Origin of the sequence: Rhizobium sp. CC1099 (assembly GCF_029714385.1) — a bacterium.
Taxonomy (GTDB): Bacteria; Pseudomonadota; Alphaproteobacteria; order Rhizobiales; family Rhizobiaceae; genus Rhizobium.
This window is the reverse complement of the sequence record NZ_CP121642.1, coordinates 2,177,443-2,201,518: the sequence shown is the minus strand read 5'-3', so window position 1 is coordinate 2,201,518 and position 24,076 is coordinate 2,177,443. Positions and strand designations below refer to the sequence as shown.

14 protein-coding genes are annotated in these 24,076 nt (G+C 58.8%); 13 read left to right on the top strand and 1 reads right to left on the bottom strand.

Annotation, left to right across the window (positions count from 1 at the left end; genetic code table 11):
• Nucleotides 1-285: 285 nt before the first annotated feature.
• Both QA644_RS31810 and QA644_RS31805 read left to right on the top strand, forming a co-directional pair.
• Nucleotides 286-2,040: a polysaccharide lyase family 7 protein gene (locus QA644_RS31810; protein ID WP_283073041.1), complete on the top strand. Its 1,755-nt coding sequence runs from the start codon at nt 286-288 to the stop codon at nt 2,038-2,040.
• Nucleotides 2,041-2,369: 329 nt separating this feature from the next.
• Nucleotides 2,370-2,639 (top strand): hypothetical protein, encoded by a 270-nt coding sequence (locus QA644_RS31805; protein ID WP_239602833.1) that lies wholly within the window; start codon nt 2,370-2,372, stop codon nt 2,637-2,639.
• Between the two features lie 31 nt (nt 2,640-2,670).
• On the opposite strand, the gene QA644_RS31800 is transcribed toward QA644_RS31805, so the two are convergent.
• The gene (locus QA644_RS31800; protein WP_283073040.1) at nt 2,671-3,705 is read right to left on the bottom strand and encodes an alginate lyase family protein; all 1,035 of its coding nucleotides are present in this window, start codon (nt 3,703-3,705) and stop codon (nt 2,671-2,673) included.
• 969 nt (nt 3,706-4,674) lie between these two features.
• Here QA644_RS31800 and QA644_RS31795 point away from each other — a divergent pair.
• The 11 genes from QA644_RS31795 (at nt 4,675) to QA644_RS31745 (ending at nt 24,068) form a co-directional block, all read left to right on the top strand.
• Nucleotides 4,675-5,991: a nucleotide sugar dehydrogenase gene (locus tag QA644_RS31795; RefSeq protein WP_239602837.1), complete on the top strand. Its 1,317-nt coding sequence runs from the start codon at nt 4,675-4,677 to the stop codon at nt 5,989-5,991.
• A gap of 6 nt (nt 5,992-5,997) precedes the next feature.
• Entirely contained in the window at nt 5,998-7,527 is a 1,530-nt protein-coding gene (locus QA644_RS31790; RefSeq protein WP_239602838.1) for a glycosyltransferase, read from the top strand.
• Entirely contained in the window at nt 7,527-8,570 is a 1,044-nt protein-coding gene (locus tag QA644_RS31785; RefSeq protein WP_283073039.1) for a PilZ domain-containing protein, read from the top strand. The genes QA644_RS31790 and QA644_RS31785 overlap by 1 nt, the downstream gene beginning before the upstream one ends.
• 48 nt (nt 8,571-8,618) lie before the next feature.
• The gene (locus QA644_RS31780) at nt 8,619-10,109 is read left to right on the top strand and encodes a mannose-1-phosphate guanylyltransferase/mannose-6-phosphate isomerase (protein ID WP_283073038.1); all 1,491 of its coding nucleotides are present in this window, start codon (nt 8,619-8,621) and stop codon (nt 10,107-10,109) included.
• A gap of 44 nt (nt 10,110-10,153) precedes the next feature.
• Nucleotides 10,154-11,125, top strand: coding sequence for a hypothetical protein (locus QA644_RS31775; protein WP_283073037.1), 972 nt, complete (start codon nt 10,154-10,156; stop codon nt 11,123-11,125).
• A 12-nt stretch (nt 11,126-11,137) separates the two neighbouring features.
• Complete coding sequence (locus QA644_RS31770; protein WP_283073036.1) at nt 11,138-14,887, top strand: right-handed parallel beta-helix repeat-containing protein; 3,750 nt, start codon at nt 11,138-11,140, stop codon at nt 14,885-14,887.
• 4 nt (nt 14,888-14,891) lie between these two features.
• Entirely contained in the window at nt 14,892-17,909 is a 3,018-nt protein-coding gene (locus QA644_RS31765; protein WP_283073035.1) for a tetratricopeptide repeat protein, read from the top strand.
• Nucleotides 17,906-19,321, top strand: coding sequence for a hypothetical protein (locus tag QA644_RS31760; protein ID WP_283073034.1), 1,416 nt, complete (start codon nt 17,906-17,908; stop codon nt 19,319-19,321). Before QA644_RS31765 ends, QA644_RS31760 begins: the two co-directional genes overlap by 4 nt.
• A 16-nt stretch (nt 19,322-19,337) precedes the next feature.
• Nucleotides 19,338-19,997, top strand: a complete 660-nt coding sequence (locus QA644_RS31755) for an alginate O-acetyltransferase AlgF (protein WP_283073033.1) — start codon at nt 19,338-19,340, stop codon at nt 19,995-19,997.
• 39 nt (nt 19,998-20,036) lie between these two features.
• Complete coding sequence (locus tag QA644_RS31750) at nt 20,037-22,889, top strand: tetratricopeptide repeat protein (protein WP_283073032.1); 2,853 nt, start codon at nt 20,037-20,039, stop codon at nt 22,887-22,889.
• A gap of 120 nt (nt 22,890-23,009) precedes the next feature.
• Nucleotides 23,010-24,068: an alginate lyase family protein gene (locus QA644_RS31745; protein ID WP_283073031.1), complete on the top strand. Its 1,059-nt coding sequence runs from the start codon at nt 23,010-23,012 to the stop codon at nt 24,066-24,068.
• The last annotated feature ends 8 nt before the right edge of the window (nt 24,069-24,076 follow it).

Below are 24,076 nucleotides of genomic sequence, written 5' to 3'. Positions count from 1 at the left end.
CGCCGATCTGTCACTGGATAAGGCCATCCTCCAGGACGTTCTGTCAAAAAGCTTTGGGGCCTGCCCGCAAGCGCCAGCTTGTCGCGACCAGCGCCTTTACGTTCCCGTAGCAATTCTTCACGCATAGTAAGGCCAAGCAAAACGATAACAGAACGGTTCGGAAACTCATTCGTACCGGGGCCCACAGGTTGTCTTAGCGTTTTCGGCGAACAGTCTCGACGGATTCCCATGCATCCAAGTTCCTGATGAGACGAGATATTATCCCCCTTTGAGGATGAGTTAGTGGTGACAAATTCCGATAACTTCGATTTAATGAACTGGAAACTCTGCCTACCGATCGACGAGGATGGTGGAACCATTGGTACGGCTTTGGAGATCCTGGAGCTCACGGGCTTCGAACATTCGTCCTATTTCTACACGGCCGACGATGGGGCGATGGTGTTTCGTGCGATCACTGATGGCGCCTTGACCAAGGGCACGACCTGCGCGAGATCGGAGCTGCGCGAGATGGATGGTCACTCGTTAGCCTCCTGGAGCTTGGATGAAGGAGGCACGATGACCGCGACCTTGAAGGTCGATGAGGCGCCGCAAACGGACGGCGCGGATGGGCGTATCGTCGTCGGCCAGATTCATGGTTCGAAAGACGAACTGGTCAGGCTCTATTGGGAGAATGGTGAAGTCTATTTTAAGAGCGACAAGGGCGGAGACGGCAACGATTCCTTGAGATTCGAGCTCACCAATGCAAGCGGTGAAACGCCGCAAGTTTCCCTTGGGGAGCAGTTCTCCTACGAGATTGACGTTCACGGAGACACACTGACGGTCATCGTCTATGCCAGCGGGGACACGTACAAGTCGGTCACAACAGTCGGTTCTGCCTGGGATGGCGAACAGTTCTACTTTAAGGCGGGTGCCTACCTTGGAAGCAATGAGACGAACAGTACCGGCGCTGGCCAGGTATCATTTTATGGGTTTGATTTTTCTCACGTAACAGGCGACGGGTTGGGCGGCCTAATGAGCACCGTGACAGCCGACGGGACGAGCGACTATTCGGCAAATTCAACCGGTACGATTGGCAATGATGTGCTTACAGGCGGTGAGCTCGCTGACGTCATCTACGGCTATGGTGGCGATGACGTAGTTCGCGCAGGCGCCGGCGACGACAGGATTGTGGGTGGCTCTGGCGCTGACAAGCTTCTGGGACAGGACGGCGCCGATGCGGTTTCCTCAGGGGCGGGCGATGATATCGTCTATGGCGGGGACGGTAACGATACGATCGATGGCGGTGCCGGTAGCGACACACTCAAGGGCGAAGCCGGCGCGAATACGATCACCGGTGGCGACGGAGACGATACCATCTACGGTGGGGCAGGAACGGATGACCTGAGCGGCGACGCCGGTGCCGACACGGTCGTCGCAGGTGAGGGCGACGATATCCTCAGTGGCGGTGCCGATAACGATAGGCTCTATGGCGGTGACGGCGCCGACCGGCTTTACGGCCAGGACGGTGACGACATGCTCGTGGGTCAGGGCGGCGCTGACAGGTTGGTCGGGGCAGATGGCAATGATACGCTTTATGGCTATGGCGATAATGACAGGCTTTACGGTGACGCAGGATCGGACAAGCTGGTGGGCGGCGACGGCGACGACACGCTCTACGGAGGGGCTGGCGACGACCGACTTTATGCCGACGAAGGCGCTGACAATCTCTACGGCGGGACGGGCGCCGACACCTTCGTCTTCACCTGGCTCGATCCGTCGACGTTAACTTCCAGCGGTCGCGACGACATCTACCAGTTTTCTAAGGCTGAAGGCGATATAATCAATCTTAGCGTGATCGATGCGAACACCGCCGTCAACGGCGGTCAAGCCTTTGATTTCATCGGGACTGTCGCGTTCTCAGAGAAAGTCGGCGAGTTGCGCTACGTCAATACCGGGTCCGAGACCTATATCTACGGCGATGTCAATGGCGATGGAACTGCGGACTTTTCGATACACGTCGATGGCTTCGTACAGCTTCAAAGCAGTGACTTTATCCTCTGACGGACGATCGGTGGTTGCACTGTCCGCTTTCCCTCAAGCTCGCCACGGCACGAGGTGTGAGCTCCGGGTCAAGTTAAAAAGAGGTCGCATATTGCTTTGACCGGCGACGAGATATTTACAGCCATTGAGCTCCTTTCGATTTGGCGCCGGTGTAAATTTCCACTCGCATGAAGTCACGGCTTTCATATTCATAAATTCAACATTACTATTTTATAATATATAAAGTTGTAGGATCTTTCAATTCGTGCAACAATTGAAGTTGTGGTGTCCACGCTTCTATTGAATGGGCTTCTGGGAGAAAATCAGCTTGGGAGGGATGGGAGGATCCTGTGAACTTGCAGCAAAGAGCAATTTTAAAGGCGGCGCTTGCGGATATTGAAAATCTCGCGGCGCCCAGACATATCGATCAGGTGAGTGCGGCACTTGGTATGGACATGGTTCAATTCGCCAAGCTCGGCGCCGACGGCATGAAACAGGTCATCTACAGCGCGTTACTGCTGGGCAGCACTGCCGCGACAAGCGCATCCATTGCAGATCAGAAAAGATGGCGCGACGCAGCACAGATCAAACTGCCGTCCACTTCACTAACGCGCAACTGATGTCTGTTTCCCGACCGTTTGCAGCGATATCTCAGAGCAGCGGAAGCGCGTCGAGCTTCAACGCTGCAGAGTAGCTGGTTTCCGAGGAGATGGTCGATTGGCGCTGACCGGCGACACGCTCGAATTCCGTGGGATCCTGCAGGGCCTCGCGCGTCATCGCGGTGAGACGTTTGAACCTGTCGAGGCACTTTGATTGAAGCGGTTCGCCATTGTCTGAGGCGAGCTTGATGATGGCAGCGAGTGGGCGCAACGCATAGACATGGTAGTCAAGGGCTTTCTCTCCACGCGCCAGTTCCGCCGGCAGGAAGCCGCGATCATCTACCTGGCAAGCGCCGATCTCGAAACTCGTTTTGCCCCATGTCTTGAAATCAGCATTATCGAGAAGAAAACCGACGGCAGCGACCGACAGGCCCGCCCAATAACGGTGATTATTCGTCTTCGACTTCGGGCCGAGGCGAAACGAATAAGCCTCCATGGTATCGCGGGCAAGTGTGCTGAACCATGTCGAGTAAAGCGCCTTACGCTCACTGGAGAGCTCAACCCGTTTGCTGGCCGACCGAACCGCAAGTGCGATTTCGGCTACCCAACGGTCGCGGCTGAGATAGGCGTCAACAGTGCGCATGTCGGTCAGCGCCTTCGCCGACGCCCACCGATCGACATTATGCAGCACGCATTCTGCCCGCGCCTGGGCAACCAGCGAACTATTCGATCCGGCATAGGCGATGTTGGTCAGCAGGCGAATAGAGTTGCGAATTGGCTGTACGGTCCTATCGCGCGCTTCCAAGGCGTCGTCGTCGATCGAGGATTTTGACCTGTCGTCAGCCTTGTACTTCGATTGGGTCTGCAGCGTCGCGGGCGGCGCAGGGATGCTGACGCAAAGAGGAACTTGCTCGGTTTCCGCACCCGGTGTTCCGCTGCCGAAGCCGTTGCCGGTGGAAAGGGACGAAATACTGCCCGTTTGGATCGTATAGTCCTTGTCAATAGTGACAGCCGCTGTCGCTTCGGCGTGGTCAATTGACGTGGCTGCATCCTGCTGGTCAGAAGTGACAAAAACGCGGCTACGCAAATCTGAGAATAGGCCCGTTAGCCCCTCTGAAGTACTTGGCGATTTGATCGTGACCGCGGGCACGGTTGATGCTTCCTGAGCGCCGCAGATGTTTGGGGAGAATATGTTGAGTGCAATAATAGTCCCGATTTGGAATGCTTTTATTCTCATCTTTATCTCCCGCGTTTGAGGAGACAATAGGAAATACAAAGCAAGATTCCGTTTTTGTGACGTATAAAATTTTAAACAACCGAATTTTTATTTCGTGTTCGCGGAGTAAACGCTGATGATCGTAATTTATGGATTGAATTAAGTGAAATTTAATTACAGGCTCTTCGGCATATTTAGCTTATATATGTGCCATTCTTTAAGAACGTCCATCGTCAATACGAGCGGCGATGTTCAACTGTCCCGCTGCGAAACGTTCGGCTGCCCAGGCTGACGGATTGGCACCATGCTTTCTACGATCTCTATCGCGGGCAGACACCCGGCGTTGCGCCGACGGTCTACTTAGCATTGCACCCCGTTGCGTGCTGATGCGCATGGCGTGCGTCAGTTGTTGATTCGCTTCCAGTTGATGCGGTTGGCCGAGCGTTGCGCAGTTGCCTCAGTCGCAAAAAACTCACCGAAATCAAGTTTTGGTTAATGCTGCGGCGCACAAAAAATAGGCGTCATGTGCGCATTTTTTCATCGTGTTTTAATATGTTGATATTGTTAACGAAATCTTCGTCCGCATTTCGCGCACATGTATAACTACACTTAATATTGGCTCGAAACGAGTATGCCTAAATTTGATGCAAATATTTCCGGTCGAGCATGTTGATAACTGAGATTCGTTATGTTGACGTCATAAACAGATGCTGTATTGCGAAATCGAAAGGGGTGCTCTTCGCAGGTGAAACATATAGATTTATTTGAATTTAATGTGGTGACCAGAAAAGCGGCATTTCTATTCTTTATTGAACAAACATTGCGCGAAAGGTGTAGGTGGTGGGCAAGAAAAATTGGCGCGTAAGTATTTTTGGTGCGGGCTATGTTGGAGCTGTATCGGCCGGTTGTCTTGCAAAAGACGGCTTCAAAGTAGTCGCGGTCGATCCGGACCAATACAAAGTCAAGTGCATCTCCGAAGGTCGCTCTCCAATCTACGAGCCGGGTCTGCCTGACCTGATCGAAACGGGTGTCGAGAACGGCCTTTTGACTGCAACCAGTGACTATATCGCCGCGATCAACGAGACCGATATCTCGTTCTGCTGCCCGGGTACGCCGAGCCGTGAAGACGGTTCGCTGGACACGAGCTATGTCAAGCTGGTCTGCGAGCAGATCGGTGTTGCATTGCGCGACAAGAGCGATTTCCACATGGTCGTTATGCGCTCGACGATCCTTCCAGGCACGGTCGAGGACGTCGTCATCCCGGCCCTTGAAGGCGCCTCCGGCAAGAGGGTTGGAGTGGACTTCGGTCTGGCCTACTACCCGGAATTCCTGCGCGAAGGTACGGCAATCGCCGACTATTACAGCCCAGGTGCGATCGTTTTTGGCCAGTACGAAGGCGATGAGAAAACCGTTCAGGCCCTACATGACCTCTGCGCCTCGGTCGAGGTAAAGCCGCACGTCATCCCGATCCGCAGCGCCGAAATCGTCAAGTACACCAACAACTGCTGGCATGCGGTGAAGATTTCCTTCGCCAACGAAATCGGCAATCTCTGCAAATCCGTCGGCATCGACAGCCACGTCGTGATGGATGTTGTCTGCGCCGACACGCGACTCAACATTTCCCGCGCCTATATGAAGCCCGGCTTCGCCTATGGCGGCTCCTGCCTTCCGAAGGATCTTCGGGCGCTGCGTCATTTCGGCAAGATGCAGAACGTTTCGACACCGGTCCTCGACGCCACTGTCGAGGCGAACCAGTATCAGCTCGAGCGCGCCTTCCGCCTCGTCAATCGCTCCGGCGCCAAGAAAATCGGCCTTCTCGGCCTGACCTTCAAGTCGGACACGGACGACCTGCGTGAGAGCCCGCTGGTGCTTCTGGCCGAGCGCTTGATGGGTAAGGGTTACGAGCTGTCGATCTATGACTCCAACGTCTCGGTCAACGATCATGGCGGCCGGAACTACATCTCGCACCTCGCCGGCTTCATGCGTTCGTCGCCGGAGGAAGTCGTCTTTGAGAGTGAGGCCATCGTGGTCGGGATCAACGGCCAGGGCACCAAGGATGCGCTGAAGAAAGCGCGGGAAGGCGTCAAGGTCATCGACCTCGTCCGTATTCCCGTCGATATGCCGTCCGGCGTGCATTACGAAGGTCTCGTCTGGTAAACGTTGATGTTGGGCGTCCTCAAGCATATCGTTTTCGTCCTACTGTTGGCTGTCTGTGCAGCGCTGCTGCCGCAGGAGGCATTCGATGAGAAGGCACGCGACGCCGCATTGGTGGTCGGCGTCATCGGGCTGTGGCGATGGTCTTGGGGACTGCTTCATCTGCTGCGCAGCGTCTGGTTCCGGCTGGTCCGCTTCCCGAGGATTCGTCGGGTGGCCGAAGCGGCAGCAAAGGCGCAAGGGTTTGGGCATGCCTACTTCCTGATCACGAGCTTCAGGATCGATGCCCCGACCACCACCAAGGTTTATCGCGGCGCTTTCGTCGCGGCAGCCAATGCGCCTGCCGGCGCAACGATCGTCTGCTCGATTGTCGAAATCGGTGACGAGCGCCTCATTCGTCGTCTTGCCGAAGTGATGTATGGCGATAGCCTGCCGTTCCGGCTGGAGATCGTCCGCATTCCCGGGACGGGCAAGCGCGATGCCCTTGCTGCCGGCTTCCGTGCCATCGCGGCGCTCAATCCCGCTGGCGACGACACCGTCTCGGTGATCGACGGCGACAGCATTGTGCCGTCCGATCTCGTAGAGCGCTGTGCCTGCATGTTCCTGTTCAATCCGAATCTGGGCGCGCTGACCACCGATGAGGTGTGCACCGTCGAGGGCGCGGAAATCTTCAAGCAGTGGTATTCGATGCGTTTTGCGCAGCGCCAGATTCTGATGTCGTCGCATGGTCTCGCAGAGCGCGTGCTGACGCTGACCGGGCGTATGTCGATGTTCCGCGCGCGGCTTGCCTGCGATCCGGATTTCATCGATCACGTGCAGAACGACTATATCGACCATTGGCGCCTCGGCCGAATCCGCATGCTCACCGGTGATGACAAGTCGAGCTGGTTCTGGCTGCTGAAGAACGGCTACAGCATGTATTACGTGCCGGACGTTCAAGTGGAGACAATCGAGCAGCCGCCGAGCCCGAGCTTCATCAGCTCCGCCTATGTGCTGATGACCCGCTGGTTCGGCAACATGCTGCGCACAAATGCTCGTGCCCTCAATCTTGGGCCGATCAAAATCGGCGCGTTTACTTGGTGGTCGATTCTCGATCAGCGCATGTCGATGTGGACCAGCCTGTCGGGCATCACGCTTGCCCTTCTCGGGACCGCGATGATCACACCGTGGACGGCCGCCTTCTATGTCCTCTGGGTCATCGTCTCGCGTTACATCCTGGCGTTGACCTTCCTGACCGTGCGTCCGTCGATCAATCTGGTCTATATCCCGCTGCTCTACTTCAATCAGATCTTCGGCTCGGCAGTGAAGGTGCTGATCTTCTTCCGGCTCGACCGGCAGAAGTGGACGCGCCAGAAGACCGCCTTCAAGCGGACGGATTCCCGGTTCGACGCGGCCTTCAAATTATGGTCGTCCCGGCTGGTCAATACCGTTGCCGTGCTGGTCTTCGTCTCGGTTCTCGTCTTCCTCGCCAATCTCGGTAGCTATTTCACGGACGAAGTGCCGGAACGCTTGCCGAAAATCACTGACAGGGTGTTCTGATGACTGCGGTTGCTGTGCCCAAGCGTCGTGAACGGGAGTTCCCGCGCTTCAAATTGCCACTGGCAGCGCTAATCGACGGAAAGCGCATCGAGGTATGCGACTGGTCGGTGACCGGTCTTGGGCTCGCCGAGGTCGTGCTCACGCAGGCTCCAGGCGAACACCTCGCCGTGACCCTGCTCGTAGAGACCGAGGGCTCCTGCCTCGAGCTGGCCCTCAGCACGCGCGTCGTCTGGGTGAATCCAGAAGAACGACGCGCCGGCCTACAAATTCTCGACCCTGCGGAGAAGACGGCGCCCTTGGCGCACTTCGCCGACCTCTATCTCGCCGGGCGGGTCGTTCAAAGCGGTTCAAAAATTTACGTATTGGGAAATCAGATGGCAGAAATGGAAAATGCTAAGGCTGCGGTGGTCGGTGTGACGTCGTCGACCGGGAACGGTCTTGCAGGTCGTATATTCGGGCTATTGATATTCGTCATCATCGGCTTGGCCGCTTTCTCCTTCCTCTCCAATATCGTCTACAAGAGGCTGTTCACGTTCGAAGCTGTTTCGGCGAGCATCGCTGCGGAGACGGTCACGGTTTATCAGCCACGCGATGGCGTGGTCGAATTTGCCGACCTGCCGCAAAAGGTGAAGCAGGGGGACCGTCTGGCGACGATCGCCCTCGATGCGCCGGCCGCCGACGGCAAGTCGACGGTAGAGGTTCTGTCTGCCTGCGACTGCTATGTGTTGTCCGTCGACCATCCGGGCTCGACCTATGGCCGCGCCGGCGGCCGGATGCTCTCGCTCGTCCGCCAGGATGCGAGCCTCTACGTGTCGGTTCGCGTGCCGTTCCGCCGTCTCGCCAATATCTCCGAGAAGCCGCAGATCTCGCTCAGCTATCTCGACGGCGTCGAGGCGAAGAACGTCGACATCGTCTCGATTCCCAAGGTCACCGAATACACCGCCACACAGCTTGAAATTCAGGTGCAGCCGGGTCGCAGCTTGGACCCGTCCATGGTCGGACAGCCGGTGCTAGCGACCTTCGACACGGCGCCTTGGCACTGAATTGCAAAGATTGAGATCCATTGCGCTGACGAAGCTGGAGGCATGACAATGAGCATACCGACAAAGCCTGTAAAAATAACGCCGGCGATCATGATCGGCGGAAGCGGCACGCGGCTGTGGCCGTTGTCGCGCAGTAATATGCCGAAGCAGTTCCTGCAACTAGTCGACGACCGCAGCCTGTTCCAGAACACACTGGCACGCGTCAACGACGCGATGTTTTCGGCGCCCTGGCTGCTGACCAGCCGTGCCTTCATCGATATGGTCAATGCCCAGGCGCGGCAGATGGAGCAGGAATTCGCCGGCATCGTTCTGGAGCCGCTCCAGCGCGGTACGGCCGCGGCGCTTGCGGCCGTTGCGGTTGCCGCGAGTGAGGGCGACGCGGATGCGCTCGTGCTGGCCATGCCGGCGGATCATGTCATTGACGATCCGGCCCTCTTCCTGGAGGCTGTCAAGAAGGCGGTGCCGTTGGCCGAGAGTTCCAAGATCGTCACTTTCGGCATCGTACCGACCGAACCGGAAACCGGCTTTGGCTATATCCGTCCCGGCGAGCCCTATGTCGTGGACGGCGAGGAGGTCGGCGCGCTGGTCAACCAACCTGGGGGATTCCTCGAGAAGCCGGATTTGGAGCGAGCCAAGCAGTTCGTCGAGATGGGATACCTCTGGAACGCGGGAATTTTCCTCTTCCGCGCTTCGGCGCTGGTCGAGGAACTCAAGCGGCACGCCCCGGCCGTCTATGAAGCCGTTGCGGCCTCGATCGCCGGCGGCACGAGCCGTGACCTAGGCAGCCATATGCTGCTGATGCCTGCGGAGGAGCACTTCGCTCGTTGCCCGCTCGACATTCCGATCGACACGGCGGTGCTGGAAAAGAGCGCCAATGTCGCAGTCGTACCCTGTGATGACATTGGCTGGGCCGACATCGGCTCGCTGTCCGCCCTCTGGGATATCAGCGACAAGGACGAGAACGGCAATGTGCTGCGCGGCGACAGTTTCGTCTCGCAGTCGCGTAATTGCCTCGTGCATGCACAGTCCGGCCGTCGCGTCGTTCTCAGTCACATCGAGGACATCATGGTTATTGACAGCGAGGATGCTGTCGTCGTGCTGCCCAAGGCTCAGGCCCAGCGGGTGAAGGAAATCGTCAACTCGCTGAAGAAGATGGACGCCCCAGAGGTCAGCTTCACCCGTAGTGCGCTGAAGAGCTGGGGAGCGGTCAAGATCGACCGCAGCTACGGTGACAGCCAGGTCTGCGCAGTGAGTTTCCAAGGCAAGAACTCCGTCACCTACATGGTCTCCGGTGCCGAGCGTGAGACATGGCTCCTGCATGGTGACCAGCGTGCCGAGTACGGCGTGGACGGGCATTTCACACCCTTCGTGTCTGGCAATCCGGTTTCCTTCAGCAGGGGGCAGGTGGTGACGATCCGCAACGCTTCCGGACTGTCCGAGTTCACTTATGTCCGCAAGGACCCTGATCTCAACTGGAAGATCGACGACTGGTTCCCCCAGGTGGCCGAGGTCGAAGCACCGAAGGTCCGTCTGGGCTGAGCACGAGGGATAGGAACGAGATGAACGCGCCTGCGGATATAACAGTGGAAATTTCTGACCGCACGTTTCTCGTGCTCGGCCTGAGTTCCAGTGGTCTGATCGTGCCGTTGGCGCAGGAACTGCTGAGCTTTGGCGGGATTGCGCGCGTTGCCATGGTTAAGGGCGGGATGGCCTGGAAGGGGGATGTTCTCGTTCGCGCAGAGCAGTCCGGCGACGAGATTAACCTGGCTCTCACCGGCGGGCGCGAGCAATATCTAAGGTTGGTCAGTGCCCTCAACTGGTATAGGGGACGCAACCCGTCCTTTGCCGATCGGTTCGCCGACACGATTCCGCCGGATGTTCGCAGTGCTTCTGCGGGCCTTGGCCGGTTCGCCAAGCTGGCCAGCCTCGGCGTGGTCGCTCTCGTATTGATCGGATTGATCTTCCAGCTGACTTCGCAGCGCAGCATGAGCGCCGCCTCGCAGATGGCCTATGTCGCCGTGCCGGGCGCGGAGCTCGATTCCCATACTGCGGGCGAGGTCGTCTATGTGAAGGATGCCGGCAAGGTAGCGAAGGGGGAATTCTTTGCTGCACTGAAGACCTCGCAGGACTACACGAAGTTTCTTGAGGCCAGCAACGGCGGTGAAATAAGTGCCCAGGCCGTCGCGCCACAGGACTATGTGCGCAAGGGTGCGCCTGTCGTGCGCCTCTCGGATGAGGGCGCGAGGCCCTATGTCGCATCCTATGTCAAGCTAACCGATGCGGTCATCGCCCTGAACGCGGCAGAGGTCCGGATCGAGTTCCCCAAATCCGGGCGGACGGTTTCCGTTCCGATCGATGCACGAAACTATGTCAACAGCACCAAAGTCTTGACTGACGAGGACGGCAAGGCCTTAGCGGAAATTAACCTCAGGATCCCGGACGGCGTCGACATTCCTGTCGACGAACCGGTGATCGTCAAGTTCCAACGGTCGGTATGGAGCCCCTCGGTGATGTTGCCGCAGTGGCTGAAGACCGTCTCCTTGCTGCTGTCGTAAGGATCGAATGGCATGCGCACCTCTTTGACACTGATTGCAACGCCTGTGGTCAAGGGCCTTGTCGGCCTGACCGCCATGGCAACGCTCCTATCGGCTGTACCAACGGGCATGAGCCTCCGCGCCGTCCATGCGCAGGAATTGACGGTCGGCGAGCAGAGCCCGCAGTTGGACCAGCTCGCTCCGGCTGAACGCGAAATCACCGAGGATAGCCTGAAATATGGGGCGGAGCTCGCGCTGAGGCGCTGGCAGGCCTTGCGCGACGACGAGAAGTCACGCAGTTTCGACGCTTATTTCGAGATCTTCAGGGAAGTGGCTCGCATCGAGAGCCTCGATCATGCGACCCAGATCGCCGGCGTTGACGTGCGCAGCCGGCTAGCCGTTGTGGCCTCCGAGCTGCACATGCAGATGAACGCGCGAGGACTGTCGGCACGTGATGCCGGCATCAGCGCACTGAAGACCCTCGTCGACAGTTCCGGCCAGTCGTTGTCGACGACGGATCCGGATTCGTTCAAAGTGCGCTACACGCTCATTCTCGACTACATGTCCGGGATGGATGCAGCCAAGCTCAGCCTCGATCTTGCTAAGCGGCTGGCTCAGTCGAAGCTGAACGAACTTGCCCTCGATATCTATGTCGATTTCCTGCCGCTCTATTTCGACGGTCTGACCTCCGCAGCTGATCGGCAGGAGCTGATGAAGCTCGCCAGCGCGAATGCGGGCGCGGTCGCCGACCCGGCTGTCTTCCGAGTGCTAACTGATCTGCTGCGCATGTCGCCGCGCGCCGAAAAAGTCGAACTCGCCCAGCTAGTATTTGACCAGATCGATGTCGACATCATCCGGCATGCCCGCGATACCGCCTCCGACTCCGTCAGCCTCGTCCTGTCCGCATGGGTCGATGCCGTGGAACGTGCGCACGGCGTCAAGGCTGGGGGCGATATCGCGGCACTTCACGAACGAGCGCGGCTCAGCCTCGATACGCGTGCCTTCGAGCTTCTGACCCTGGCGGAAAAGGACGAGGCGATTCGCAACCGGCTGGTTTCGGATGCGGTCACGGCCGACATCCGGGATGAGCGGCCGCTGGTGGGCTATGACAGGGCGGTCAATCTGGCGCTGCCGCCGGCCGTCGCCGTCGATAGCTATCTCGCGCTCATCCACAGCTTCTCCATAGCCGACTACGACAATTACGTGAAGGCCCTGGTGGAGCTCGTTGCTGGTGCCGTCAAGTCGAGACAGCTGCAACTCAGCGATGGGCAGGTCGTAGCGTTGTTCCGCGATATTGAAATCGTTCGTGATCCCGCTTTCATCCTGGCGCAGGGACAGAACATACCGGGTGCGGCGAAGATCTCGCAGATCACCGCACTGCGTGCCGACATCAGGACAATCTTTTCCCTTCCCGTCGACCAGCCGATCGGGGCGAAAGCGATCGCTAGCGGGCCGGCCGCGACGAAGGCTCTGCAGGTGGCTGCGAGCTTGATCAACGGAAAACTCCCGAATGCGGCGGCTCTCGCGAAGCTCGATGCTTCGAGCGGCGACGACGTTGCCTTGCTGTCGCAAGTGGCGACACGGCTCTGGCAATATGCCGGCCGTCGGGAACTGCTTGCCGAATTCGTCCGTGGCGGATCCGATGCCGATCTTAGGCAGGCGGTCGCGCTCGGCGTAACAGACTTTGCCGGTTTCCGTGGTACTGAGGGCAGCGGTGCCGACTTTGTCGCCGCTATCGGCGACCTGTTGCCGTCGACCTCGGGCGAGGGGCAGGCGCTCCTTGCTGCCTCCTTAGGTCGGGTAGCCGAGCCCGCCAAGCTGCGGGGCGAGGCGCTGGCGCGCTATGCGCGTTATCTGGCCGCGAGCGGCCAGTCCGGGGCTCCGCTTGGCACCGCCGCCGATGCCGACAAGGTCGCCGTCGACGAGGCGGAGGCCATCTTCGGCAATGTCGACGTCGCGACCACCCGCGTGAAGACGGTTTCCGACTATAAGGCACGCGTCGGCGAATTTCGTCGCTTGGCCGAGGCCCGCGCCGGCGTGCTGGACGACAAGGGCTGGCTGAATAGCGCCACCGCGCCGGCAAAGTTTGCGCCCGATGCGCTCGACTTCGGGGGAGCCTCAACCATCAGCGATGGGCGCATTGCCCTGTCCTCGTTAAAGGAAAACAGCCTGCCGACGGCCGGCCGGCCCTTCATGCCCAACCTGCTGCTCGGACGCGAAGCGGTCACCTCGAAGATTCCTGTGCCGCCGCTGCGGGAGGCGAACGAGGCGCTTGCCGACATTTCCAAGCGCGGCGAGACGCGCGCCACCCGCCTGATCCGCTTCTCATCCGAACATTTCGACGAAATCATCAACCTCGGTGTCCGGGAATATCTCTACCTCAATTCTGAATCGACCGTTCCACGCATCATCTTCGTCACGCGTGGGGTGCTGACGATGAGCGAGCTCATCGCCCAGGTGCGAGCGACCGATCCGGATGCCATCTCGCTGGACGGCAACGAGGTTACCCTGAACGTGCCGCTTGCCGTCAACGACGGTGCCTCGCTTGTCGTCAGCGGCCAAGAGATCAAGTCGCTGAAGCTTAATACCAAGGCCGGCGCCTTCATCGTCAACAGCGGCAATATCTATTTCGATGGCGTGACCGTCTCTTCGGTGGAGGTGACGACGGGTCAGCCAAGCTATGTCTACGACCACGAGAAGGGCATCTTCTTCCGTCCCTTCATCCTTAGCTGGAGCGGCAGCGAGACCCTTGCCGCGGATTCCCGCTTTGTGGCGCTGGGCTATGCTGGCGGCCGCACCTACGGCATGTCACTGTCCTCCGGTTCGACCGACACAATGGCCCGCAAGGTCCAGGCGGCTGCGCCAACCGGCTATTTCATCAACAACTCGTTTGAGAACCTCTATTACGGTTTCTACGCGTTCGAGGCGAAGGACATCGTCTTTGTCGGCAACGAACTGGTCAACGGCGTGATCTATGGCCTCGACCCGCACGACCGGTCGAAGAACCTGATGATGGCTTACAACACGGCCTACGGGACGCAGAAGAAGCACGGCATCATCATTTCGCGCGAGGTCGACGACAGCTTCATCCTTGGCAACCTCTCGTTCGAGAACCACGGGTCCGGCATCATGCTTGACCGCCAAAGCTACGGCACAATCGTTTATGCCAACGATGCGAGCCGCAACAAAGGCGACGGGTTCGCCGCGATGGAAAGTCCCTGCGCTCTCGTCGACAGCAACATGTTCTACGGCAATGGCAGATCTGGCGTGAAGGTACGCAATTCCTGGGATGTTCATGTGGAGGGCAACCAGATCCGTCAGAATAAGGCGGCCGGCATCGAAGCCTATATCGACAACCTCAAGGTCGCAGAGCAGAGTGAGTTCCGCGATTTCGTCGAGGACCCGTATTATCCGATCGCAACAGTGGCTGCCCGTGACAACCTCCTCGAGAATAACCGCGTCGGTCTGATGACCCGCGGAGCGTCCGAGGCGATGTTCTACGGCAACAAGTTCGTCGACCAGCTGCCTCGCTACGTTTCGGGTGATCTCAAGCCGCTCGGGCTCGACGTCGTCACGCGCAATATGAAGACGGGTGTGCTGGTGCGCTCGGTCTGCGTGCCGCGCATTCCGGTGAAGAAGCAGTGCGCGCTGGCGGAGAACGGCATCATCATTCCGCAGTCCCTGCAACCGGAATTCCGCGCCGACGAGGCCTCGACCAATTATTGCATCAACGCTGCGGGCTCGCCGCAATCGGCTGCGTTCAACGCGCAACAAGGGGAGTGAGAGGATGAATCTCGCAACGAGAAAATCACGCCTCTCCGCGACGCTGCTCACCGCATTGGCGTCTTCGGCGGTGATCTTTGGCGTGGCGCCGGCTACGACGGCTTCTGAAATGCCGCGACAGTTGGCGGCCGAGGCGAAGAAGGCCTATCAAGCCGAGCAGAAGATACTCGCCGACTACAGGACATCGACGGAGGCGAGCGCGCTCCTAGGCTATGCCCGACTGCTGGCGCGCGGCAGGATCGCCAACGATCACAACCCCCTGAGGGTTGCCGACATCGACGCGGCCATCGCCATCTATCGCAGCCTGTTGGCGGCCGGCGATGCTAATATCAATGCCAAGGTGACGGCGGGGCTTGCCGAACTGCTGCTGCGCAAGGGCGGTGCGGCAAACGAAGGCGAAGCGCAAGCTCTGCGCGCCGCGCTGCACCCTGCCGAAGCTGCTACCCAGGCTCCACCCGGCGTCGATGCACAGGCACAGGATCTCGCCACGAACAGCGAAGCGGCCCTACGCGACAAAATGTCAAAGGGCTCGCTCGATGCGGCTTTCGAGCTGCTTCTGCTTCTCAATCGTCAGAACTCCGTCGAAGCCGATACGCTACGCAGCCAGGTCGTGCTGATGGCCAACTTATCGGCGCTGGACGGTGACGGAGCGGTTATCCGCCTCGCCGGACGCTATGCCACGTCCTTCGATGCGCAAGAGCACCCCGATGTGCTCAAGTCGTTGCTAGTGCTGGCCGCCGGTTACGGCAGCGACAGCGCCGCCGGGATCATCGAGAAGAACCGGGATGTGCTGTTTTCCATCCTCGGCAAGGACGAACTGCGTCATCTGATCTGGGAGCTCGTCGACGGCGGCTCGAGCCGCGCAGCCGAGCTTATCGCGCTCGACTTGGTCGATGAGAACGTCTACGGCTTCGACGAGGCGGATTCCAAGTGGGCCGTGTCGATGCTCGACGAGGCCAGAAGCTACCGAGCCAATTACCTGATCGCCAAACTCTACTACCAGGGCATCTACGTCGAGAAAGATCTGGCCCGCGCCACCGCTGCTATGGACCGGATGCTGGACGGCGCTGCCGAGGCGGGACAGGAGCGTCTCGTCGTAGCCGACCGCTTCGCCCGCATTAACCTGCCGGACAGCCTGATCGCAAAATACGCCCTGCCGATCTACCTGGACATCTGGAAGGGCGGAAAATCATCGGTCATCGGTCGTCTGGCTCGCATAGTCGTCAGCGCCGAGAAGGCCGGCTACTATGCGACACCGGCGGCGATGCCCATCCCGCCGGAGCAGCTCGTCGCCGAACTGTCGAACGCCTATGACGCGGGTGACCTTTCGGTAGGCCTCATCCTCGGTGATATCTTTCGCGAGGGGCGCCTGGTCAAGGAAGAGTCATCCCGGGCCCGGTCGATCTACGAGGAATTGAAACAACAGTATGCGGATTCGCCCGAGATGCAGCTCAAGCTGCGCGAGGCGCTTGCCAAGTTGGTCCGGCAAGATCTCGAAGTTACGCTGAACTATTCGCCCTATTATGCCGAGGTCCGCGAGCTGGCGGACCAGCATAATCTATGGGCGATGAAGGAATATGGCGTGCTGCTGGCCAAGGGGGCGCCGCAGTTCGAAGCCGATCCGGAAGCCGGGTTCACTCTGCTTCTGAATGCGCTGTCGCAAGGCTATTTTTCCGCCGGTCCGGATGCCGCCGAACTCGCACTTTCGACCGGCAGCGCCGACAAGCTCAAACGTCTTGCCGATGTCTACGCAAATTTCGATCCACGCATCCTGACGCCGGAAAGCAATGTGCAGCTCGCTAAGATCGATTTTGCGCTCAAGCAGTTCGACAAGGCCGAGGTCCTGCTGGACACGCCGGAAATGTTGGAGCTGCCCACTAGCCGCTTTCTCTTGGTCCAAGTCAGGCGGGCGGCCGGCAAGCTGGATGCGGCGGAAGCGCATCGACAAATGAAAGATGTCGTCGTGTCCTTCAAGGGCGACGATGCCACTCTACTCGGCTTCGTTCAGCAACTAACGCAGGAGGATGGCCTTAGCGAAGATTTTGCCGAACCGATTCTGGTTCAGCTGGCACAACTTGCCGACCGGGGTGACGTCAATGCGATCATCGCCGCGTTCAAGCTCCGCCAGAAATGGCCGTCAAGCCAAGCGTTAAACTTCCGCAAGGTGGTCGGCTGGTGCAACATCCTTGCCGAACGCGGACAAGGCGGGCCGCTCACGCGCGTCGCCGTCAACGTCAATCCCAAGGCGGTCGGCGACGAGAGCTTCCGATATCTGATCGACACGGTCGAAGGCGCACTGCCGCATCTGCCGACCAACGGCAATCTGCGTATGTTCCTTGCCCGGCAGTATCTGAACGGCCAATACAGACCCAAGGACTTCGCCAAGGCCGACCAACTGACGAAGCAGGCGGCTGAACTGGGCAACGAGGAAGCCCTAAACACCATCGCGACAAATTATTATTTCGGCCAGGATGTGGAGATGGATCGCGATCGGGCCGAAGCGCTCTATCGGGATCTGGCCTTCATGGGGTCCAACCGTAGCGCACTGGCGCTGGCGCGCAATTATTCCAAGGGACCGAGCTCGCGCGTATATGAATCGCGAGCCTTCGCCTATTACATCAAGGCCGCGCTCAACGGGTCCGTCACCGCGATGACGGAGATGGGCCGGAGTTATCTTGCCGGTGCGGGTGCCGTGCAGAACGAGCAAAAGGGCGTTGCCTGGCTGGAGAGGGCTGCCGAGCTCGGTAACACCGACGCGATGATTCAGCTCTATTACTACTATTTCATCAAGAATCCGACCAACCAGAACCCTGAGGCCGAACGTTGGCTCAACGCGCTCGTTGCGGCCGAAGTTCCAGACATGATCCTGCGCAAAGCCGTTCTACTCTACGGCCGCGACAAGGACGCCAACAAGGATGAGATCTTCGCCCTACTCGACCACGCCGAGGAGTTGGGCAGCCAGTTCGCGCGGCGCCTGAAAAACTCCTACGTCAAGGAAGCCCGTGCAGGAGTTTCGAAATGATGCAAGCCAACTCCTTCAGCACGGCGCGTTTATTGAGCGTCTCTTCCATAGTCGGCATGGCAGCTCTTACGTGCGCTCTTTCAGCGGCTTCCGTGTCGGCCGGTGAAATACTCTACAAGTGCGAGGGGCTCGAGGAAAAGTCTCCTCAGACTTCGATAGCAGTAAAGATGTATCAAGGTTATGGCGGCTGGTTCTTCCGCGAAGGCGACATGGAGAACATGTATGAGCTGTCTGCGGAAACGCTGGATGCATTCAAGGACGTGAACGACGCCCTGCGCCATCGAGGCATTCACCTCATTTTGGTGCCGATGCTGCCCCGTGGCATTGCCGGTGCGCAGTTTATCCCCAATGGCGGCATACTTTCTGACATGTTCTACGATCCGGCGTTCTCCGCCGAGCAGTTCCGAGCGATGGTTCAGTCTTTGCGCGACGTCGGGATCGATGCAGTCGACATTACTAAAATCAAAGACACCGAACCGGATTTCGACTGGAACGCCTATTATCTCAAGCGGGATATTCACTGGACGCCGGAGGGTGCGAAAGTTGTCGCCAAGGCTCTGGCGGAGAAGATCAGTGGCCTAGCTGGCGACATTACTGACACCGTTGAGTTTAAGACTGAACTGACTGGCAAAGCCGCTCCGATACGCTTCAATATGGGCAAAGCGCTCAATGAGATTTGCCAAGAGAAGATCCCTACTGAAAGCGTCACCGGCTATTCGACGAAGCGCAACGTCGATAACTTGGATGCCCTGCTGACCGAGGGCGACACGCCGGGCCGAGAACTCGTTCATGTCGTCGGCACGTCCTTTACGGATGAGCGGATGGATTTCAACTTCAACGGCTTCCTTCGCGAAGCCCTGAAGTACGATGTATCTGGCTTCTCGATTGCTGGCGGCGGTTTGACACAGTCGATTTACGGCTGGACGCAGAACGCCAATGGGTTGGCCAAGAAGCCTGAAATACTGGTGTGGGAGTACTCGGATCTCCAGTCGGTGCTGCGAAGCGTAGACTATGTTGACGAGACGATCGTTCCTGCAATTGTCGGTGATTGCGACGGTAAATTAAAACTTGCCGAGAAGACGTTTGATGAGACCGATACGGTTGATCTTGATCTGCCTGCGTTGGTTGGCAAGGCATCCGATCATTACCTCGCCTACACATTTACTAACAAAGCACTGACCGGGTTCCAGTCGAGCTATAGCTACGCCAATGGTCCCGCCAAAAACGTTTCCTTCGAAAATCCGTCGCGCGTGAGCGGACTTGCCAAGCTTTATCAGGCGCTTCCCGGGGGGACGCGGAATGCACCTGTCCATGTTCGCCTCGAGATTGAGGGAGCGGCAAAATCGGCAGGCTCGGTGAAACTGTGCCGTTACCCAGAACGCATTTTCCAGAATGCGGCAACGTCCAATTGAAGAATGGGATGAGATCATGAAAAGCAAAATCCAAGCAATCCGTATTGCACTCGTCTTGGGAGCCTCCGTGGGCACCTACACGCACGTGCTGGCAAACGACGCCGGCCTCTACGATGCGCCGATCCCGGCCGACAAAAGCCTCGTTCGCTTCCTCAATGTGAAGTTGAAGAACGGAGTGAGCCTCGACTTCTCGGGACAGAAGTTCGACGTCGATCCGGTCGCACTGTCGAATTACCGGCTGATCGGCAACGGCTCCTATAAGATTTCCGACGATTCAAGCTCCACCGAGGCTAAGCTTGAGCCCGGCAAATTCTACACCGTGGCGGTCGGCGCGGAGGGCGCCGGGCAAAAAGGCATCGTGGTTATTCCCGACAAGGAGGTCGAAAATCCCTCCAAGTCAGCTTTGAGCTTCTACAATTTCTCGACAAAGCCGGCCAACCTGTCGCTGCTCCTCAACGGCGACAGCAAGGTGCTGTTCAAGGATCTTGCGCCGGCCGCCATGGCATCCAAGGAGCTGCCGGTCATCGACATCGGCTTGGCAGTCTCTGAGGGGGACAGGAAGGTCACCGAGCTAGAGAAGGTTTCTCTGACCGCTAAGGACAGACAGAACGTCGTCGTCGTTGAGACACCGAACGGTCCGGCCGGTTTCCTGGCAGCGACGGGCATCGACCGATAATTTCGAAACGGATGGGGCACAAGAGTGGGGACGAGTAGAGTGCGCAAATTTCATTTTCATCAGTCTTTAGTCGCTGCCGTCGCGGTCGTGGCCGCTTCGGCCGGGTTTGCGACCGCAGTCCGGGCCGAAAATCCGGCAATCCCGCTCGACCCTCCGAATCTCGATTACAAGGCTGTGTGCAAGCCTGTAACCAATCAAGCGGCGCGCGTGAAACTCGATCGGGATTGGACGAAGGGTCCGATCAGCGACATCAACCTGCCATCGCAGGATGTCGTTGCTCTTGCCGTCGAATACAGTCGGGGCAGCGAGCGGATGCAGAAGTCGCCTGCCGTGGCCGAAGAACTCTTGCGCGCCGGCCTGAAGAAATATCCGGCTCGCCGCGACATCTTCCTCATTCCGCTCGCACGCGTGCTAATGGAGAACGGCTCAACTGTCGACGAACTTCGGGAAGCGGAGTCCTATCTACTCGATGCCTATGGTTCGGGCAGCACCCGCGCGGCTTTCGTGCTGGGCCAGCTCTATGGCGACGATGGCCCGAGCGAGATGCGTGATCTGACCAAGTCGCGCTTCTACCTAGAAAAGTCGGCGCTAGCATCCGACCCGCAGGGGATGATCGAATATGCGCGCATCATCACTCTCGACCCGCAGGCTGCGGACGATCAGAAGAAGAGTGCGGTGACCAACGCACTTCTCGGGCTCGTGGCGCAGGTCAAGCAGGGCGATTGCTCGGCCCTGAACCAGATCGGCTTTCTCTATCTGCGCGGCAACCTCGTCAGCAAGGAGATCGAAACCGCGCTCAAGTGGCTGGAAGCCTTCGCTAAGACCGGTGATCCGAAAACGGCGCAGAACCTGGCCGAACTTTACCGCTCGAACCAGATCGACCAGATCGACATCCAGAAGTCGGTGAGCTATCTCAAGCAAGCTGCCGAAGGAGGAATGTCGTCGGCCCAGTTCAGCCTCGGCAAGGCTTATGCGACCGGCATCTCGGTGCCGCAGGACCTCACGCTGGCCGTCAAGTATTTAGGCGCGGCCGCCGAGGCCGGGCTTCGCCCGGCAGACGAGTGGTTGGCTCGAATCTATTCAGGTGAATTCGGCGGTGACCGCAACGACGCGAAGGCGAAAACGTATTTCGAGCGCGCCATGCAGGCCCCGGACCGTTCGGAAGATGTGCCTGTGCAATATGGCGAGTTTCTTGCCAGTAGCGGTGCCTCAAAGGACGACATCGAGAAGGCGCTGAAGATCCTGCAGGCCGCCGCCGCGGCTGGCTCCTCCGATGCCAGTGACGAGATCGGCAAGATCTACCTGGAGATGGGCAGGAAGGATCCCAACTACCTGAATAAAGCCATGCAGTTCTTCAGCGAAGCTGCCGTGGCGGGGAATTCTGACGGTGCGGCGAAACTCGCCGGCATGTTCGCCTGCGGACAGGGCGCGCCGATCTCAGTGGAATTGGCAAACGACTGGCGCCACAAGGCGGCGATCTTCGGGTCGGTCTATTCGATCTATGTCACAGGCCTGAACATGCTGACCAAGGCGGATTCGGCTGACCGCGCCAAGGGGCGCGTTTATCTCCAGCAGGCGGCCTTCAAGGGCAGCCCAGATGCAATCGGCTATGTCGTCGCCCGCTGGGAGACCGGTACCAACAGCTTTGAGCAGAATCCAGAAGCTGCGCAGCGCCTGCTCCTTTTCGTCTCCTCGCTGCAGGACAAGGAGCGGCAGCGCTTGGCGCAGTTGTCGATCATCAGCAACCGCTTCGACGTCGCGACCAAGCTCAGCGACAAGCTCGTCCAGATCGCCTCCCTCGATCCGGTGATCGAGACAGGTGACCCGGATCCGCTGATGCTGAAAGCCCAACTCTTGCAGCGAGCCGGGCAGGCGACGCCGACGACGCTCAATGACATCTACAAGAAACTTGCCGAAATGGGCGATCCCCGAGGCATGCGGGAATATGGCAAGATCCTTCTGGCGGACTTGTCGCAGGACTCCGCAGTCGGGCGCGCATGGCTGCAGAAGGCGGCCGATGCCGGTGACTTCAAGGCGAAGATCTCGCTCGTCGATCCCGGCGACCCGAACGCGCTGCAGGATCTGGCAAAGATGACCGCCGCGGGCGAGGCGTGCTCGGTCGATGCCATCGTTAACGTGGCTCGTGTCTATTCGACGCTGCCTGATCCCCAGGCCAAGACCTTGGCACGCTATTGGCTGTCGTTGGCCGAGAGTATGTCCGATCAGGATGCCGACGATTTGTACGCGGTCGGCGCAGCATTCCGCGACGGCGTGGACGGCGTGGACAACCGTGCCAAGGCAGAAGGCTTCTTCCTGCGTTCCTATGCGCTCGGACGCATCTCCGTCCTACGTGACTTGGCCGAAGGCCATCTGCAGGGCATGTGGACCGTTTCCTCCACCGAAAAGGCCAAGGAAGAGCTGCTTACGCTCTATGGCTCCGGCGACAAGGATGCGGCTAACAAGCTGATCAGCGAGATTGCCGACGAACGTATCGCGTCGACGCCGGCCGAAGTGAACGAGCTTCTGATTTTCCTCGGGCCGGACATCAGCGCTCCGGGCAAGTATCTGCTGAAGATCGCGCGCCTCAATATCGACGGCAAGCTGGGGAGCCGAGATGATGCCATGGCCATTCGTTGGTTGACAGTTTCGGCTGGGGCCGGAGAGCCATATGCCATGTATCGCCTCTACCAGGCCTATTTCTTCGGCAACGGCGCGGCAAAGGATACCACCAAGGCATTCGACTGGCTGACCAGGTCGGCGGAAGCCGGCAACTCCAAGGCTGCCCGCGAGTTGGCCGTCGCTTACAAGGTCGGCGTTGTCGGACTGGATCCCGATGCTGGCAAGGCTGCCTATTGGGACAGCAAATACAGGGCCCTGTCCACGGGGCAATGAAGAGCGTTCCAGCCTCGGTCTGAAGATCGGGGCTGGGAGCGAGACGACGCAACGAAATGAACCGAGTACATAGCAATGGTAGAGCTTTCGAGATTTAGCCTCCTGGCGAGTGCCTTTATCGTGGTGGGCACAACGCAGGCCGTTCAGGGCGCCACATTGACGGTGCCCTTCGAGCTGGCAAGGCATATCGCGAAGAACAATGGTAAGAAGACCTGCACGGTCAGCCCACCGGCACCAGTGATCTCGCTCAGTCTTTCCAGCATCTACGAGGATGACGACGAGAGCCACTCGACGATCGATCCGCAACACAAGGAACGCTACGACAAGGCGATATCCCAGACGCGCCAATTCGCTGCATTCGTTACAAAGTATGCGAGCAACTATACCGAGACAGATGGTAACCGGCTGGATGCGGCAAGCTGTGCCCTGAAGGCGCTGGACAGTTGGGCGCGGGCCGATGCGCTTTCGGATTTGAAGACGCGCCAGAGCTATCTGAGCACGACGCGAATTCTGGCCGGCGCCGCCCTGGCCTATGTTCAAGTTCGCCCTGCTGCGGCGCTGCTAAAGTTCGATACCGGTGCCATCGAGAAGTGGCTTGGCAGTCTCGCCGACCGGACGATCCCCGTCTATACGGAATCGGGCGACCGCAACTCTAACAAGCAGAATCATCGCTATTGGGGCGGGCTTGCCGTGACCGCGGTCGGAGTTGCGATCGGGCGCAAGGACTACCTGGATTTCGGCTTCGAGAGCTACAAACTGGGCGTTTGCCAGGTGACGGTCGACGGTGCGCTGCCTCTCGAACTCATGCGCAAGAAGAAGGCGCGCGACTACCACCTGCATGCCGCCGGGCCTCTGGTGATGACGGCGTCGGTTCTGCAGGCCAACGGATACGATGCGCTGTCGCAATGCGACAACGGCCTGGAGAGGCTGGCGCGCTTCGCTTTGGATTCGATCAACGATCCTTCGAAGATGGAGATGCTGGCGGGAGAACCGCAGATCAAACTGCCGCGCGACAAGAACGGCCTGATCCGTCCTGATCGCATCGCCTGGCTGGATGCCTACCTGCACTATTATCCAGAGGACAGAAAGGTTTACGGGAAGCTGTTCGAAGGGGCGTTGTTCTCCTCGAATTTCGGAGGACGCGTCAGCGTTCTCTACAACGTATCGGAACGAGACTGACATTTAAT

What these genes read in the sequence shown, in the direction of transcription:
- QA644_RS31790 (WP_239602838.1), top strand. Translation starts at nt 5,998, where the DNA reads ATGTTGGGCGTCCTCAAGCATATCGTTTTCGTCCTACTGTTGGCTGTC.
- QA644_RS31785 (WP_283073039.1), top strand. Translation starts at nt 7,527, where the DNA reads ATGACTGCGGTTGCTGTGCCCAAGCGTCGTGAACGGGAGTTCCCGCGC.
- QA644_RS31780 (WP_283073038.1), top strand. Translation starts at nt 8,619, where the DNA reads ATGAGCATACCGACAAAGCCTGTAAAAATAACGCCGGCGATCATGATC.
- QA644_RS31770 (WP_283073036.1), top strand. Translation starts at nt 11,138, where the DNA reads ATGCGCACCTCTTTGACACTGATTGCAACGCCTGTGGTCAAGGGCCTT.
- QA644_RS31765 (WP_283073035.1), top strand. Translation starts at nt 14,892, where the DNA reads ATGAATCTCGCAACGAGAAAATCACGCCTCTCCGCGACGCTGCTCACC.
- QA644_RS31760 (WP_283073034.1), top strand. Translation starts at nt 17,906, where the DNA reads ATGATGCAAGCCAACTCCTTCAGCACGGCGCGTTTATTGAGCGTCTCT.
- QA644_RS31755 (WP_283073033.1), top strand. Translation starts at nt 19,338, where the DNA reads ATGAAAAGCAAAATCCAAGCAATCCGTATTGCACTCGTCTTGGGAGCC.